The organism is Mycolicibacterium sp. HS_4_1 (assembly GCF_054515875.1).
In genome coordinates this window covers 1,015,212-1,028,661 of sequence record NZ_CM137261.1, presented here as the reverse complement: position 1 = coordinate 1,028,661, position 13,450 = coordinate 1,015,212, and the positions used below count along the sequence as shown (strand labels likewise).

At 66.9% G+C, this 13,450-nt stretch carries 13 protein-coding genes; 6 read left to right on the top strand and 7 right to left on the bottom strand.

Translation table 11 applies throughout. The annotated features are described in order from the left end of the window. Positions 1–26: 26 nt before the first annotated feature. From ACX12F_RS04860 to ACX12F_RS04845, 4 genes are all read right to left on the bottom strand, one after another. Complete coding sequence (locus ACX12F_RS04860) at positions 27–455, bottom strand: DUF2752 domain-containing protein (protein ID WP_459368515.1); 429 nt, start codon at positions 453–455, stop codon at positions 27–29. Between the two features lie 13 nt (positions 456–468). Then, on the bottom strand, positions 469–843 hold the full coding sequence (locus ACX12F_RS04855) for a CD225/dispanin family protein (RefSeq protein WP_459368514.1): 375 nt from the start codon (positions 841–843) through the stop codon (positions 469–471). Positions 844–927: 84 nt separating this feature from the next. Beyond that, positions 928–2,322 carry a cystathionine beta-synthase gene (locus ACX12F_RS04850; RefSeq protein ID WP_459368513.1) on the bottom strand — a complete coding sequence of 465 codons (1,395 nt, stop codon included), beginning with the start codon at positions 2,320–2,322 and terminating at the stop codon, positions 928–930. A 42-nt stretch (positions 2,323–2,364) separates the two neighbouring features. Further along, entirely contained in the window at positions 2,365–3,417 is a 1,053-nt protein-coding gene (locus ACX12F_RS04845; protein ID WP_459368512.1) for an alpha/beta hydrolase fold domain-containing protein, read from the bottom strand. Between the two features lie 206 nt (positions 3,418–3,623). On the opposite strand from ACX12F_RS04845, the gene ACX12F_RS04840 reads away from it, so the two are divergent. Both ACX12F_RS04840 and ACX12F_RS04835 read left to right on the top strand, forming a co-directional pair. Further along, positions 3,624–4,592, top strand: a complete 969-nt coding sequence (locus ACX12F_RS04840) for an SGNH/GDSL hydrolase family protein (protein WP_459368511.1) — start codon at positions 3,624–3,626, stop codon at positions 4,590–4,592. A 40-nt stretch (positions 4,593–4,632) separates the two neighbouring features. Further along, positions 4,633–5,850 carry an acetyl-CoA C-acetyltransferase gene (locus ACX12F_RS04835; RefSeq protein ID WP_459368510.1) on the top strand — a complete coding sequence of 406 codons (1,218 nt, stop codon included), beginning with the start codon at positions 4,633–4,635 and terminating at the stop codon, positions 5,848–5,850. 152 nt (positions 5,851–6,002) lie between these two features. On the opposite strand, the gene ACX12F_RS04830 is transcribed toward ACX12F_RS04835, so the two are convergent. Beyond that, positions 6,003–6,896: an endonuclease domain-containing protein gene (locus tag ACX12F_RS04830; RefSeq protein ID WP_459368509.1), complete on the bottom strand. Its 894-nt coding sequence runs from the start codon at positions 6,894–6,896 to the stop codon at positions 6,003–6,005. Positions 6,897–7,169: 273 nt separating this feature from the next. Between ACX12F_RS04830 and purT the strand changes: the two genes are divergently transcribed. Next, positions 7,170–8,402, top strand: a complete 1,233-nt coding sequence (purT, locus tag ACX12F_RS04825) for a formate-dependent phosphoribosylglycinamide formyltransferase (RefSeq protein ID WP_459368508.1) — start codon at positions 7,170–7,172, stop codon at positions 8,400–8,402. A 57-nt stretch (positions 8,403–8,459) separates the two neighbouring features. On the opposite strand, the gene ACX12F_RS04820 is transcribed toward purT, so the two are convergent. Then, positions 8,460–9,308, bottom strand: coding sequence for a Bax inhibitor-1/YccA family protein (locus ACX12F_RS04820; protein WP_459368507.1), 849 nt, complete (start codon positions 9,306–9,308; stop codon positions 8,460–8,462). A gap of 162 nt (positions 9,309–9,470) precedes the next feature. Here ACX12F_RS04820 and ACX12F_RS04815 point away from each other — a divergent pair, with 162 nt between their 5' ends. The 3 genes from ACX12F_RS04815 to ACX12F_RS04805 are packed head-to-tail and all read left to right on the top strand — an operon-like array spanning position 9,471 to position 13,048. Beyond that, positions 9,471–10,505: an enoyl-CoA hydratase/isomerase family protein gene (locus ACX12F_RS04815; protein WP_459368506.1), complete on the top strand. Its 1,035-nt coding sequence runs from the start codon at positions 9,471–9,473 to the stop codon at positions 10,503–10,505. An 8-nt stretch (positions 10,506–10,513) separates the two neighbouring features. Next, positions 10,514–11,287, top strand: a complete 774-nt coding sequence (locus ACX12F_RS04810; protein ID WP_138228825.1) for an enoyl-CoA hydratase — start codon at positions 10,514–10,516, stop codon at positions 11,285–11,287. A gap of 9 nt (positions 11,288–11,296) precedes the next feature. Next, positions 11,297–13,048: an alpha/beta hydrolase gene (locus ACX12F_RS04805; protein WP_459368505.1), complete on the top strand. Its 1,752-nt coding sequence runs from the start codon at positions 11,297–11,299 to the stop codon at positions 13,046–13,048. On the opposite strand, the gene ACX12F_RS04800 is transcribed toward ACX12F_RS04805, so the two are convergent. After that, the gene (locus ACX12F_RS04800; RefSeq protein ID WP_459368504.1) at positions 13,025–13,438 is read right to left on the bottom strand and encodes a rhodanese-like domain-containing protein; all 414 of its coding nucleotides are present in this window, start codon (positions 13,436–13,438) and stop codon (positions 13,025–13,027) included. The genes ACX12F_RS04805 and ACX12F_RS04800 overlap by 24 nt on opposite strands. Positions 13,439–13,450: the final 12 nt, after the last annotated feature.

The following is a 13,450-nucleotide window of genomic DNA, read 5'->3' as shown; positions in this document are numbered from 1 at the left end:
GTGGCGTTTCTAGTTACAACGGTGAACTACACGTACAACGAAATGAACGGCGCTATAGGCACATTGCGAATAACAAACCAAATGCACAGTACCGTCAAAACAACTGGTGCGGCCCAGCGCCGATGCTGCCAACTGGTGATTCGCCGACCTGTGACGCGGCCGTAGGTCCAGGCGCCATAGGACCAGATCAGCAACACCAAGGCGACCAGACCGACCGCATTGAAGTGCAAAGCAGCCGAGAGCTGGCCGTGCATCAGCGAATACAGCATTCGCATGCTGCCGCAGCCGGGGCAATCGATGCCCAACAGCGCCTTGGTGGGGCAGACCGGAATCGGCCCGCCGGGCACCGTCGGGTCGCTCAGCCACACCGCGCAACACGTGACGCCGGCGGCGGCGGCAACGCCGAGCGGCCCGACGAGCGGGCTAACCGCCGTGGGCCGCTGCAGGTGTTGCATGCCTCTGGTCCGGCTAGCCGGAGTACGACGAATCGAACGAAACCGCGCCGATCAGCATCAGAACCACATAGATCACGGCCACGACGACACCGGCGATGGCACCCCACATGGCCCACTTCTTGGCGTCGGCCGCGGCGGCCTGGGCCAGGTCGGGCCGGCCCTGCGCCCACAACCCGCTGACCTGCGTCGCCTTGACGATCGACACGATGCCGAACGGCAGGCAGCAGAAGATGGTGACGAGGATGCCCCACACCAGGTTGTTGTCCGGTGGCCCGCCGGCACCGGGATAGCCACCGGCCTGCGGGTAACCGCCCGGCGGAGGCGGCGGGAAGTTACCCGGAGGGGGCGGCGGGAAATTCCCGGGCGGCGGAGGCGGGTACTCGGTCATCGTGGCCTTTCCAAAGGTGAACAGCGAGACACGAACGGTCCCGCCCTATCGGAGAAGATAAGTCAATCTCCCCTGCTTGGGTGACTATTTAGGCGAGCCGCCCTGCGACAGGAAACCGAGCAGATCGTGCCGGGTCAGCACCCCGACGGGCTTGCCGTCGTCGACGACCATCACGGCGTCGACCTCGCGCAGTTCCTTGGCCGCCGCGGACGCCAGCTCGCCGGCACCGATCAGCGGCAGCGGCGGGCTCATGTGCTGCGCCACCGCGTCGGCCAGTTTCGCCCGGCCTTCGAAAACCGCTGAGAGCAGCTCACGTTCGGACACGCTGCCCGCGACCTCACCGGCCATCACGGGCGGCTCGGCCCCGACCACCGGCATCTGGGAGACGCCGTACTCACGCAGGATGCTGATGGCGTCACGCACCGTCTCCGACGGATGCGTATGGACCAGGTCCGGCAGCGCCCCGGACTTGCCACGCAGCACATCGCCGACGGTGTGCTCCTCCGGCGTGCCGTCCAGCCGGCTGCGCAGGAAGCCGTACGACGACATCCACTCGTCGTTGAAAATCTTTGACAGATAACCTCTTCCGCCATCCGGAAGCAGGACGACGACGACGGCGTCCGGACCCTCGCGCTCGGCCACCTTGATCGCGGCGACCGCGGCCATGCCGCAGGAACCGCCGACCAGCAGGGCCTCTTCGCGCGCCAGGCGCCGGGTCATGTCGAACGAGTCGGCGTCGGACACGGCGATGATCTCGTCGGGGATACTCGGGTCGTAGGCCGACGGCCAGAAGTCCTCACCGACGCCCTCGACCAGGTACGGCCGGCCGGTGCCGCCGGAGTACACCGAGCCCTCGGGGTCGACGCCGACGATCTTCACCCGGCCACCCGAGACCTCTTTGAGGTAGCGGCCGGTGCCGGTGATGGTGCCGCCGGTGCCGACGCCGGCCACGAAATGTGTGATCTTGCCGTCGGTGTCGGCCCAGATCTCCGGGCCGGTGGTCTCGTAGTGGCTGGCCGGGCCGTTCGGGTTGGAGTACTGGTCGGGCTTCCACGCGCCGTCGATGTCGGTGACCAGGCGGTTGGAGACGCTGTAGTAGCTGTCCGGGTGGTCGGGAGCGACGGCTGTCGGGCAGACGACGACCTCGGCGCCGTACGCGCGCAGGACATTCTGCTTGTCCTCGCTGACCTTGTCCGGGCAGACGAAGATGCACTTGTAACCGCGCTGCTGCGCGACGATGGCGAGCCCGACGCCGGTGTTACCGGAGGTCGGTTCGACGATGGTCCCGCCGGGCTTGAGCAGTCCGGCTTCCTCGGCGGCGTCGATCATCTTGATCGCGATGCGGTCCTTGGCGCTGCCGCCGGGGTTGAGGTATTCGATCTTGGCTGCCACCACCCCGGAACCCGCTGGGACAACTGAGTTCAGTTGGACCAGAGGCGTATTGCCGATGAGCTCACTGACGTGCCGGGCGATGCGCATGGGTACATGTTGTCAGGCCGCACCCCGGTCGCGCATGCGGGATTACCAGGTTGCCTCGCGGATGTACTCGCCGATCTGCTTGAGCGACCGGTCGGCCTCCTTGACCAGCGGGGTCGCGAGCTGGAACACGTGCATCTGGCCGGGCCACACATGCACCTCGACCGGGACACCGCAGGCGGCCAGCATGTGGGCGGCCTTACGCGCGTCGTTGAGCAACACCTCGGAGCCGGAGACGTGGATCAGGGTGCGCGGCAGACCGGGCTCGATGTGGTCGAGCGGCTCGTAGATCTCTTCGGGCTGGCCGTCGACGATGTGGCGCTTGGCGGCGTGCTCGATGAGTTCGACCAGCGCGTCGAAGGCATGCGGCGGGAACATCGCGTCGGACTTCATGTTCGGGTGCTGGGCCCGGCTGTCGTTGTCGATCTCGAACAGCGGCGACATGGTCGCCACCGCGGCCGGCAACTCGCCCTCCTCCTGCAGCTTCTCGGCCAGCGCCAGTGACAGATAGCCGCCCGCCGAATCCCCGGCGAGCACGATCTGATCCGGCTCGTAGCCCTTCAGGCGCAGCCAGCGGTAGGCGTCGTGGCAGTCCTCGAGCGCCTCGCCGATCGAATGCTTGGGGATCATCCGGTAGTCGACCACCAACACGGGAGCGTCGGCGTACTTCGACAGCGCACCGACCACCCGACCATGGGTGTGCACGCCGCAGGTCAGGAACGCCCCGCCGTGCATGTAGAGGATGACGCTGCGCCTGCCGTCGGCCGGCAATACGCCTTTGGCCCGCACCAGGTGCGCCGTGCAGTTCGGCAAACCGATGGTGGCGCGGACGGTGCCCGGCTCGGGCCGCATGACGCGGGCGACGAAGTCCACCATTCCCCACGGCCAGGGCGCCTTCGGAACGTAGCTACCGATGGTCAGAGTTGACTTGATAGCGAGTGTCGCGGCCACCGACATCAGGCGGCCGGCCAGGCTGGGACCGTCCTCGACGATCTCTACCGGCGCGCCGTCGCTGACCGGATAGCGGCGTGGTTTCCGCCCTTTAGCAGCACTTATAGCAACACTATGGGTTCTGACAACCCTGCTCGGTGCGGTCATCGCCACCACTCCTACGCCTTTGTAGTTCCGGTGCACTTCGTTATTTACGTCACTAAATAGACAACCCGCGTAACTTAGCTTGCCACCGGTATCTAGATCAACAATCAAAGTCACCGAATTGATGCCCCAGTCGATATGGTCACGTGACCGCGCCACCCGCGGTTCATCGACCTGCGAATCTCCGCAACCCACCTAAACTGAACACCGTGGGCACACGTGCACCGCGCCGGACGACCATCGCTCTGGCGACCGCAGCCACCATTGCCTCGACGGGTTCGTTCTACGTCGGGGCACGGAACCTCTTGAGCGGCCAGGCGGCCAAGGCGCGCCGGGTGATCCCCAAATCGTGGGAGGTCCCGCCCCGCGCCGACGGCGTCTACAGCCCCGGCGGCGGACCCGTCGAGAAGTGGCAGCGCGGGGTGCCTTTCGACCTCCATCTGATGATCTTCGGCGACTCCACCGCCACTGGATACGGCTGCCGGGTCGCCGACGAGGTGCCCGGAGTGCTGGTCGCCCGCGGGCTGGCACAGCAGTCCGGCAAACGAATCCGGTTGTCCACCAAGGCAATCGTGGGGGCGACCTCGAAGGGGCTGTCCGGCCAGATCGACGCCATGTTCGTGGCCGGCCCGCCACCGGACGCGGCGGTCATCATGATCGGTGCCAACGACATCACCGCCGTCAACGGCATCGGGCAGTCGGCCCGCCGACTCGGCAACGCCGTGCAGCGCCTGCACGCCAGCGGCGCGGTGGTCGTCGTCGGCACGTGTCCGGATTTCGGCGCCATCGCCGCCATCCCCCAGCCCCTGCGCCTCGTGGCCCGCAACCGGGGCCTGCGGCTGGCGCGCGCGCAGGCCGGTCAGGTGCGTTCGTACGGCGGCGTGCCGGTGCCGTTCTCCGACCTGCTGGCACCCGATTTCCTCAAGGCTCCCGAGGTGCTCTTCTCGTCGGACATGTTCCATCCGTCGGCCGCCGGATACTCGCTGGCCGCCCAACAGCTGCTGCCCGCGCTGTGTGAAGCGTTGGGCGAGTGGACAACTGACTCGCCGCCGGCATCCGCGCTGGTCTCCCGGACCGCGGACGTGACGAGCCTGCTGGCCCGGCTGGCCGGCATGGCGCGCGTTTGGCGTCGCACGACAGGCGTACCCGCGCCGATCGTCGCTCCCGTCACGGGATAAATTCGCCGGGAAGCAATTTTTGGATCCTTAGGAGCCCGTCATGCCCGAAGCCGTCATCGTCTCCACCGCCCGTTCCCCCATCGGCCGTGCCGTCAAGGGCTCGCTGGCCACCATGCGGCCCGACGACCTCGCCGCCCAGATGGTGCGCGCCGCCCTGGACAAGGTCCCCGCGCTGGACCCGCGCGACGTCGCCGACCTGATGATGGGTTGCGGACAGCCCGGCGGTGAGGCCGCCTACAACATCGGCCGCGCCGTGGCCGTCGAGCTCGGCTACGACTTCATGCCGGGCACCACCGTCAACCGGTACTGCTCGTCGTCGCTGCAGACCACCCGCATGGCCTTCCACGCCATCAAGGCCGGCGAGGGTGACGTGTTCATCTCCGCCGGTGTCGAGACCGTGTCCCGCTTCGGCGTCGGCGCCGCCGACGGCGCCCCGAACAGCAAGAACCCGCTGTTCGACGAGGCTCAGGCCCGTACCGTCAAGCAGGCCGAGGGTGCCACCGAGTGGCACGACCCGCGCGAGGACGGCGTGCTGCCCGACGTCTACATCGCCATGGGCCAGACCGCCGAGAACGTCGTGCTGCACACCGGCATCAGCCGCGAGGACCAGGACCACTGGGGCGTCCGTTCGCAGAACAAGGCCGAGGAAGCCATCAACTCGGGCTTCTTCGAGCGCGAGATCGTCCCGGTCACCCTGCCCGACGGCACCGTCGTCTCCAAGGATGACGGCCCGCGCGCCGGCACCACGTACGAGAAGATCAGCCAGCTGCAGCCGGTGTTCCGCCCGAACGGCACCATCACCGCCGGTAACGCCTGCCCGCTGAACGACGGCGCCGCCGCCCTGGTGATCATGAGCGACGCGAAGGCCAAGGCCCTGGGCCTGACCCCGCTGGCTCGCATCGTCTCGACGGGTGTGTCGGGTCTGTCCCCGGAGATCATGGGCCTGGGCCCGATCGAGGCCGTCAAGCAGGCCCTCGGCCGCGCCAACATGGCCATCGGTGACGTCGACCTGTACGAGATCAACGAGGCCTTCGCCGTGCAGGTGCTGGGCTCGGCCCGTGCCCTGGGCATGGACGAGGACCGCCTGAACGTCTCCGGCGGCGCCATCGCCCTCGGCCACCCGTTCGGTATGACCGGCGCCCGCATCACCACGACGCTGATCAACAACCTGCAGACCCACGACAAGCAGTTCGGCATCGAGACCATGTGTGTCGGTGGCGGCCAGGGTATGGCCATGATCATCGAGCGGCTCAGCTAGTTCGACCTCAGGCGATGGCCCCGCGCTTCGGTGCGGGGCCATCGTTTTGCGTTGACCCTGTACTCCAGGCGCAAAAGTTCGAGTGCCTTGCGCCTCAGATACAGGGTCAACGTGTTCCTGGGGAGTTCTGGCGTTGACCCTGAATCCTTGGGCTAACTTGCGCGTCCGGCGCTGGGAGACGGCAGAAATACTGCAGGATTTCGTCGATACAGCGCCCGCGCCCACGCGCGATTCATCCATCCGCTGATCTCTGCACGACGATGACCGGCGGCCACTTTCACAATCGTCCACCCAAGACCGGCGAGGTATTCATTTCGCGCGATGTCATAGCCGATCTGGGACCCGTGCTGCTCACCGTCGTACTCCACCGCCAACATCAATTCCTCCCATCCCATGTCCAAGTAGTACTTGGGCCTGCCGTCGGGGCCTGGCACCGGAATCTGGGTCTGCGGCCGCGGAAAGCCTTCGTCCATCAGCAACAGCCTCAACCGGGTTTCTTTCGGGGATTGGGCACCGGCGTCATAGAGATCCAGGGCGCGCTCCAGTTGGCGCAGCCCGCGGGTGTGGTGGTGCCGGCTCGCCACCGCGCGAACGGCGTCGGCAGTCAAACTCGTCGCCGCACCTAGAGCGTCGAGTCGTGCAACGGCGTCGTTGAGATGGCCCCGGCGCCCGAGGTCGAATGCCGTACGGGCGGGCGCGGTCACCGAGATGCCCTCAATCTGACGAACCTCACCCTCGAGGACCAGGTCGTCGCGGACGACGACGTTCCGCGGCGGACGGGTGTTCGCGTAAATCAGCTCGATGGGCGCGTCGTCAGGTACCCAGCGAGCGCCGTGCAGCGCGGCTGCAGCACTCCCGGCAATGAGGGCCCGGCGCCCAGACCACAACCATGCGGCCTTTGTCCGCTGCCGCAACGACGGGTCCGTTCGCTTGTCCAGGTAGACGTTCGGCAGTATCGCCCGGTAGCGGCGACGAAGCTCGTAGCGGGTGAGCGCCCCCGCCACGACAGCCTCGCTGCCGAGGAAGGGCTCGGATTCGATGTGCATGCCGATACGGTCTGGCGACGGGCCGACGTCAGAACCACGACAACGACAGCCGGAGCCACGGTGTGTGGATCAACTGCGATCTGTGCACAACTCACGTTGAGCCTGAATACGCGGCGCGCCGGTGCGGGCAGATCGCGCCATGCGTACAGGGTCAAGGCCTCGACGGGCGAGCGGGACGTTCACCCTGAATCGGCGCCGCAAGAGTGCGAGTACCGCGCGCCATCAGTACAGGATCAACCGCAGGCGGCGTCCGCCCCATAGACTTTCGGCCCAATGATCACCATCGGAACCCCTCTGTCACCCAGCGCGACCAAGGTCATGCTGCTCGGCTCCGGCGAACTCGGTCGCGAAGTACTGATCGCGTTGCAGCGCCTGGGCGTCGAGACCATCGCCGTCGACCGCTACCCGAACGCACCGGGACACCAGGTGGCCCACCACGCCCGGACCATCTCGATGACCGATCCCGACCAGCTCAAGGCGCTGATCGAGGCCGAGAAACCGGACCTGGTGGTGCCCGAGATCGAGGCCATCGCGACGCCGGCGCTGCAGGAACTCGAGGATGCCGGTGTGGTGCGGGTGATCCCGACTGCCCGGGCCGCCCGCCTGACCATGGACCGCGAGGGCATCCGCCGGCTGGCTGCTGAGGAGCTCGGGGTGCCGACCAGCCCCTACAAGTTCTGCGATTCGCTGGAGGAGCTGCAGGACGCCATTGACGGCGCCATCGGCTACCCCTGCGTGGTCAAACCCGTCATGAGCAGCTCGGGCAAGGGCCAAAGCAAACTCGACGGACCGGACGACGTCGCGAAGGCCTGGGAGTACGCGATGGGCGGGGCACGCGTCACCAATACCCGGATCATCGTCGAGGGCTTCGTCGACTTCGATTACGAGATCACGCTGTTGACCGTCCGCGCCGTCGGGGCGAGCGAAGCGACGGGAGAAAACGCGGACGCTGACGGCGCCATCGTTACGAAGTTCTGCGAACCCATCGGGCACCGCCAGGTCGCCGGCGACTACGTGGAGAGCTGGCAGCCGCACCCGATGTCGGCCGCGGCCCTGGCCAATGCCCAGCAGATCGCGCACAAGGTCACCGAAAACCTCGGCGGGCAGGGCGTTTTCGGTGTCGAGTTGTTCGTCAAGGGCGACCAGGTGTGGTTCAGCGAAGTCAGCCCACGGCCGCACGACACCGGGATGACGACGATGATCACCCAGTGGCAGAACGAGTTCGAGCTGCATGCCCGCGCCATCCTCGGCCTGCCCGTGGACACCTCACTGAAGAGTCCAGGCGCCAGCGCGGTGATCTACGGTGGCGTCGAGGCCGAGGGCATCGTCTTCGACGGCGTCGATGACGCCCTCCAGGTGCCGGGCACCGACCTTCGCCTGTTCGGCAAGCCGGAGAGCTTCCGGACCCGCCGGATGGGTGTGGCCCTGGCCCGGGCCGACGATGTCGACACCGCACGCCGCAACGCCGCCGAGGCCGCGAGCCGGGTCATGCCCCGCGCGGTCTGATCACGACGCGAAGAAGGGGCGCCCGCCGAAGCGGACGCCCCTTCTCTCGGAACAGAGCTAGTCGTTGTTGAAATAACTAAGCAGTCGCAGGATTTCGACGTACAGCCAGACCAGCGTGACGGTCAGGCCGAGGGCGACGCCCCACGCCGCCTTCTCCGGCGCACCGGCACGGATCATCTGATCCGCGGCGTCGAAGTCGACCAGGAAGCTGAATGCCGCCAGCGCGATGCAGACCAGCGAGAAGATGATCGCGATGGTGCCACCGCTGCGCAGGCCCATGCCGGCGCCGCCGCCCACACCGAACATGCCTAGCACCAGGTTGCCGAGCATCAGGGCAAGGACACCGAACATGCCGGCGACGAGCATCCGGGTGAACTTCGGGGTGACGCGGATGGCGCCGGTCTTGTAGACGACGAGCATGCCGAAGAACACACCGAAGGTGCCGAGGATGGCCTGGCCGATCAGGGCGCCGGCGTTGGCGCCGGACACCGCGAAGTTGGCCATGACGAACGAGAAGGCACCGAGGAACATGCCCTCGAGCACGGCGTAGGTGAGGACGATGGCCGGGTTGTCCTGCTTGCGGCCGAACGTGGCGATGAGCACCATCACCAGGCCGCCGAGGGCGCCGATCATGGCCAGCGGCCCGGCCAGCGCCAGGTTGGACATGATCACGAAGTACGAAACGACCGCGCTGACCGACAGCACCGCCAGCGTGATGCCGGTCTTGGTGACGACGTCATCGATGGTCAGCGGGCGGGCGAAGCCGGCCTGCTGAGGTGGGTATTGGGTGTATGGCTGGGCCATGGTCTGCTGGGCACCGTATGCGGCGGCGCCACTACCGAATTGCGCGTAACCGCCCTGCGACTTGGGCAGGGAACGAAATATCGGGTTGCTGCTCTCGCGCACCGTCTGGGTTCCTCTCCTGAAGCTGTGGTCCATCTGCTGACGAACACCCACACAACGTACGGCTTCGGGTGTTGGTTCCCGGCGAGACGGAGAAACTGGGAACTTACTGTGAAACGGTACCTGGTCGGCGTGGGCAGTGCGCAACGATCTAGATTGCTTACCGTGGCGGAAAACGAGGATATCCTAGTAAATGTCGAGAACGGCGTCGGCGTCGTCACGCTGAACCGACCGAAGGCCATCAATTCGCTCAATCACGTGATGGTCACGGGCCTCGCCGACGCACTCAACGCATGGGAGCACGACGACAGCGTGCGCGCGGTCCTGCTGACCGGCGCCGGCGAGCGCGGCCTGTGTGCAGGCGGTGACGTCATCGCGCTCTATCACAGCGCCAAGGCCGGAGACGACAACGCCAGGACCTTCTGGCACGACGAATACCTGCTCAACGCACACATCGGCCGTTACCCCAAGCCCTACGTCTCGCTGATGGACGGCATCGTGATGGGCGGCGGCGTCGGCGTCGGCGCCCACGGCAACATCCGCGTCGTCACCGAGAAGACCAAGCTCGGCATGCCCGAGGTCGGCATCGGCTTCATTCCCGACGTCGGCGGCACCTACCTGCTGTCGCGGGCGCCTGGACTGATCGGTCTGCACGCCGCGCTCACCGGTGCGCCATTCTCTGGCGCGGACGCCATCGCGCTGGGATTCGCCGACCATTTCGTCCCGCAGGCCGACCTCGCCGCCTTCCGCGACCTGATCATCAGCACCGGTCCGGACGCGGCACTGGCGAAGTACGCCGTCGAGCCACCCGCCAGTGAGCTGCTGGCGCAACGGCATTGGATCGACGAGTGCTACGCCGCCGACACTGTCGAGGAGATCTTGGCGGACCTGCGCGGTCACGCGGCCGCCGAAGCCAACGCCGCGGCCGACCTGATCGCCACCCGGTCTCCCATCGCGCTGACTGTCACACTGGAGGCCGTGCGCCGCGCCGCGAAACTACCGACCCTCGAAGACACCCTCGTCCAGGAGTTCCGAGTCTCGATGGCGTCACACAAGTCCCATGACTTCGTGGAGGGCATCCGAGCCCAGCTCGTCGACAAGGACCGCAACCCGCAGTGGTCCCCCGCTAGCCTGTCGGACTGCACCGCCGCCGACGTCGACGCCTACTTCGTCTCCGCCGACCCCGACCTGACTTTCTAGGAGCCCTCATGACTTTTGAAACCATCCTGGTCACCCGCGACGACCGCGTCGCCACCATCACCCTGAACCGGCCGAAGGCACTCAACGCGCTCAACAGCCAGGTGATGACCGAAGTCACCACGGCCGCAGCCGAACTCGATGCCGACCCGGGCATCGGCGCCATCATCGTCACCGGTAGCGAGAAGGCCTTCGCCGCCGGCGCCGACATCAAGGAGATGGCGAGCCTGACGTTCGCCGACGTGTTCTCACAGGACTTCTTCGCACTGTGGAACAAGTTCGCCGCGACCCGCACCCCCACCATCGCGGCCGTCGCCGGCTACGCGCTCGGTGGCGGTTGTGAACTGGCCATGATGTGCGACCTGCTGATCGCCGCCGACACCGCCAAATTCGGCCAGCCCGAGATCAAGCTGGGCGTGCTGCCCGGCATGGGTGGCAGCCAGCGCCTGACGCGCGCCGTCGGCAAGGCCAAGGCGATGGACCTGATCCTCACCGGCCGCAACATGGACGCCGAGGAAGCCGAGCGCTGCGGCCTGGTGTCGCGCGTCGTCCCAGCCGACAAGCTGCTCGAAGAGGCCAACGCGGTCGCCAAAACGATTGCCGGCATGTCTCTTTCGGCGTCGCGCATGGCCAAGGAGGCCGTCAACCGCGCCTTCGAGAGCACGCTCGCCGAAGGTCTGCTGTACGAGCGCCGGCTGTTCCACTCGGCCTTCGCCACCGACGACCAAACCGAGGGCATGGCGGCCTTCACGGAGAAGCGCGCGCCGAACTTCACGCATCGGTAAAGTCGAGCGGTGGCTGACACCGTTCACGACGCCGATCCTGCCGACGACGACGGCACCGCTGTCGCGGTCGCCGAGCCGTCGAATGAAGAGTCGCTCGTAGCGAAACTGGAAGAGCCGCCATCAGATTGGTGGGTGCGCCACTACACGTTCTTCGGGACCGCGGTGGGTCTGGTCTTCGTCTGGCTGTCGATGACCCCGTCGCTGTTGCCGCGCGGCCCGCTGTTCCAGGGCATCGTCAGCGGTGCCGCCGGCGCGTGTGGCTACGGCCTCGGGGTGCTCAGCGTCTGGCTGGTGCGCTACATGCGGTCAAAGGACAGCAGCCCCAAGGCGCCCCGCTGGGCCTGGCTGACCCTGATCGGGATCGGTGCCATCGGCCAGGTGCTCGCGATCATCTGGTTCCACGTCTGGCAGGACGAGGTCCGCGACATGATGGGCGTGTCCCGGATGACATTCTGGGATCACCCACTCACCGCGGCCTATTCGATTCTCTTCCTGTTCGGCTTCGTCGAAATCGGCCAGCTGATCCGCAAATTGGTGCGGTTCCTGGTACGTCAGCTGGAGCGCATAGCCCCACCGCGGGTGTCCGGCGTGGTGGCGGTGCTGCTGATCATCGTGGTGGTCGTGGAAGTGTTCAACGGCGTCGGCGGCAGATACGCGATGTCCTATATCAACCAGACCTTCGCCTCGGCCAACGACGAGGACGCCCCCGACAACCTGCCTCCGACAACACCATTGCGCTCGGGTGGGCCGGGCTCTCTGACCACCTGGTCGTCGCTGGGCCGGCAGGGCCGCATCTTCGTAGGCAACGGACCGAGCGTCGAGGAACTGTCGAAGTTCAACGGCAGCAGGGCAATCGAGCCCATCCGCGCCTACGCCGGCCTGCACTCCGCGGACAGCATCCGGGCGACGGCCAAGCTGGCCGCCCAGGAACTCAAGCGCACCGGTGGACTCGAGCGCGCCGTCGTCGCCGTCGCCACCACCACGGGCACCGGCTGGATCAACGAAGCCGAGGCCGCATCGCTGGAATACATGTACAACGGCAACACCGCGATCGTGTCGATGCAGTATTCGTTCCTGCCCAGCTGGATTTCGTTTCTCGTCGACAAAGCGAACGCACAGGAGGCCGGCCAGGATCTCTTCGAAGAGGTCGACGCGCTGGTGCGGCAGATGCCCGAGGCCAAGAGGCCGAAACTGGTGGTGTTCGGCGAGAGTCTGGGTTCGTTCGGCGCTGAGGCCCCGTTCCAGGCGGTGAACAATCTGGTGGCTCGCACCAACGGTGCGTTGTTCTCCGGGCCGACGTTCAACAACCCCATTTGGACCCAGCTGACGCGCTACCGCGACGCCGGATCCCCGGAGAAGCTGCCTATCTACGACCACGGCCGCAACGCCCGTTTCGCGTCGCGCCCGGAGGACTTGAACCGTCCGGCCGATGCTCCGTGGGATCACCCGCGGGTGGTCTACCTACAGCACGCGTCCGACCCCATCGCCTGGTGGAACCCCGATCTGCTGTTCGCCCGGCCGGACTGGCTGGACGAGCCGCGCGGCCGCGACGTCTCCCCGCGGATGGAGTGGATTCCCGTCGTGACGTTCCTGCAGGTGTCGGCCGACATGGCCGTCGCGGTCGACGTGCCGGACGGGCACGGCCACGTATACGTCCGTGACGTCGCGAACGCGTGGGCCGCTGTGCTGCAGCCTCCGGGATGGACTCCCGAGAAGACGGAGCGGTTGCGTCCCCTGCTACACCCAAGCGCCGGCACGTAGCAGCACCGAGGCCGCCGTCCCGCCCAGCAGGCCTTCGGCCACCAGAGCCCGGTAACCACCGATGACGTCGGTGGCCCGGTACAGCCCCAGATCCTGCAGTGCCGCGGCGGCCAGACTCGAGGTGTAGCCCTGCGAGCACAGCACCACCCACTCGACGTCGTCGCCGGTCGCCTGCGGCAGGCGGGCGTCGCTGGTCGGGTCGCAGCGCCATTCCAGGACGTTACGTTCCACCACCAGCGCGCCGGGAAACTCGCCCTCGACGGCGCGCTGCGCGGCCGGCCTGATGTCCACGAGCACGGCGCCGCGGCTGAGCGCAGCCGGGATTTCGGCGGCGGGCAGCCGAACCAGCCGCTCCCGGGCCACGTGCAACATCTTGTCGACTTTGCTCATCACGATTCCCGT

What these genes read in the sequence shown, in the direction of transcription:
- ACX12F_RS04860 (WP_459368515.1), bottom strand. Translation starts at nt 455, where the DNA reads ATGCAACACCTGCAGCGGCCCACGGCGGTTAGCCCGCTCGTCGGGCCG.
- ACX12F_RS04810 (WP_138228825.1), top strand. Translation starts at nt 10,514, where the DNA reads ATGACTTTTGAAACCATCCTGGTCACCCGCGACGACCGCGTCGCCACC.
- ACX12F_RS04855 (WP_459368514.1), bottom strand. Translation starts at nt 843, where the DNA reads ATGACCGAGTACCCGCCTCCGCCGCCCGGGAATTTCCCGCCGCCCCCT.
- purT (WP_459368508.1), top strand. Translation starts at nt 7,170, where the DNA reads ATGATCACCATCGGAACCCCTCTGTCACCCAGCGCGACCAAGGTCATG.
- ACX12F_RS04830 (WP_459368509.1), bottom strand. Translation starts at nt 6,896, where the DNA reads ATGCACATCGAATCCGAGCCCTTCCTCGGCAGCGAGGCTGTCGTGGCG.
- ACX12F_RS04800 (WP_459368504.1), bottom strand. Translation starts at nt 13,438, where the DNA reads ATGAGCAAAGTCGACAAGATGTTGCACGTGGCCCGGGAGCGGCTGGTT.
- ACX12F_RS04835 (WP_459368510.1), top strand. Translation starts at nt 4,633, where the DNA reads ATGCCCGAAGCCGTCATCGTCTCCACCGCCCGTTCCCCCATCGGCCGT.
- ACX12F_RS04845 (WP_459368512.1), bottom strand. Translation starts at nt 3,417, where the DNA reads ATGACCGCACCGAGCAGGGTTGTCAGAACCCATAGTGTTGCTATAAGT.
- ACX12F_RS04850 (WP_459368513.1), bottom strand. Translation starts at nt 2,322, where the DNA reads ATGCGCATCGCCCGGCACGTCAGTGAGCTCATCGGCAATACGCCTCTG.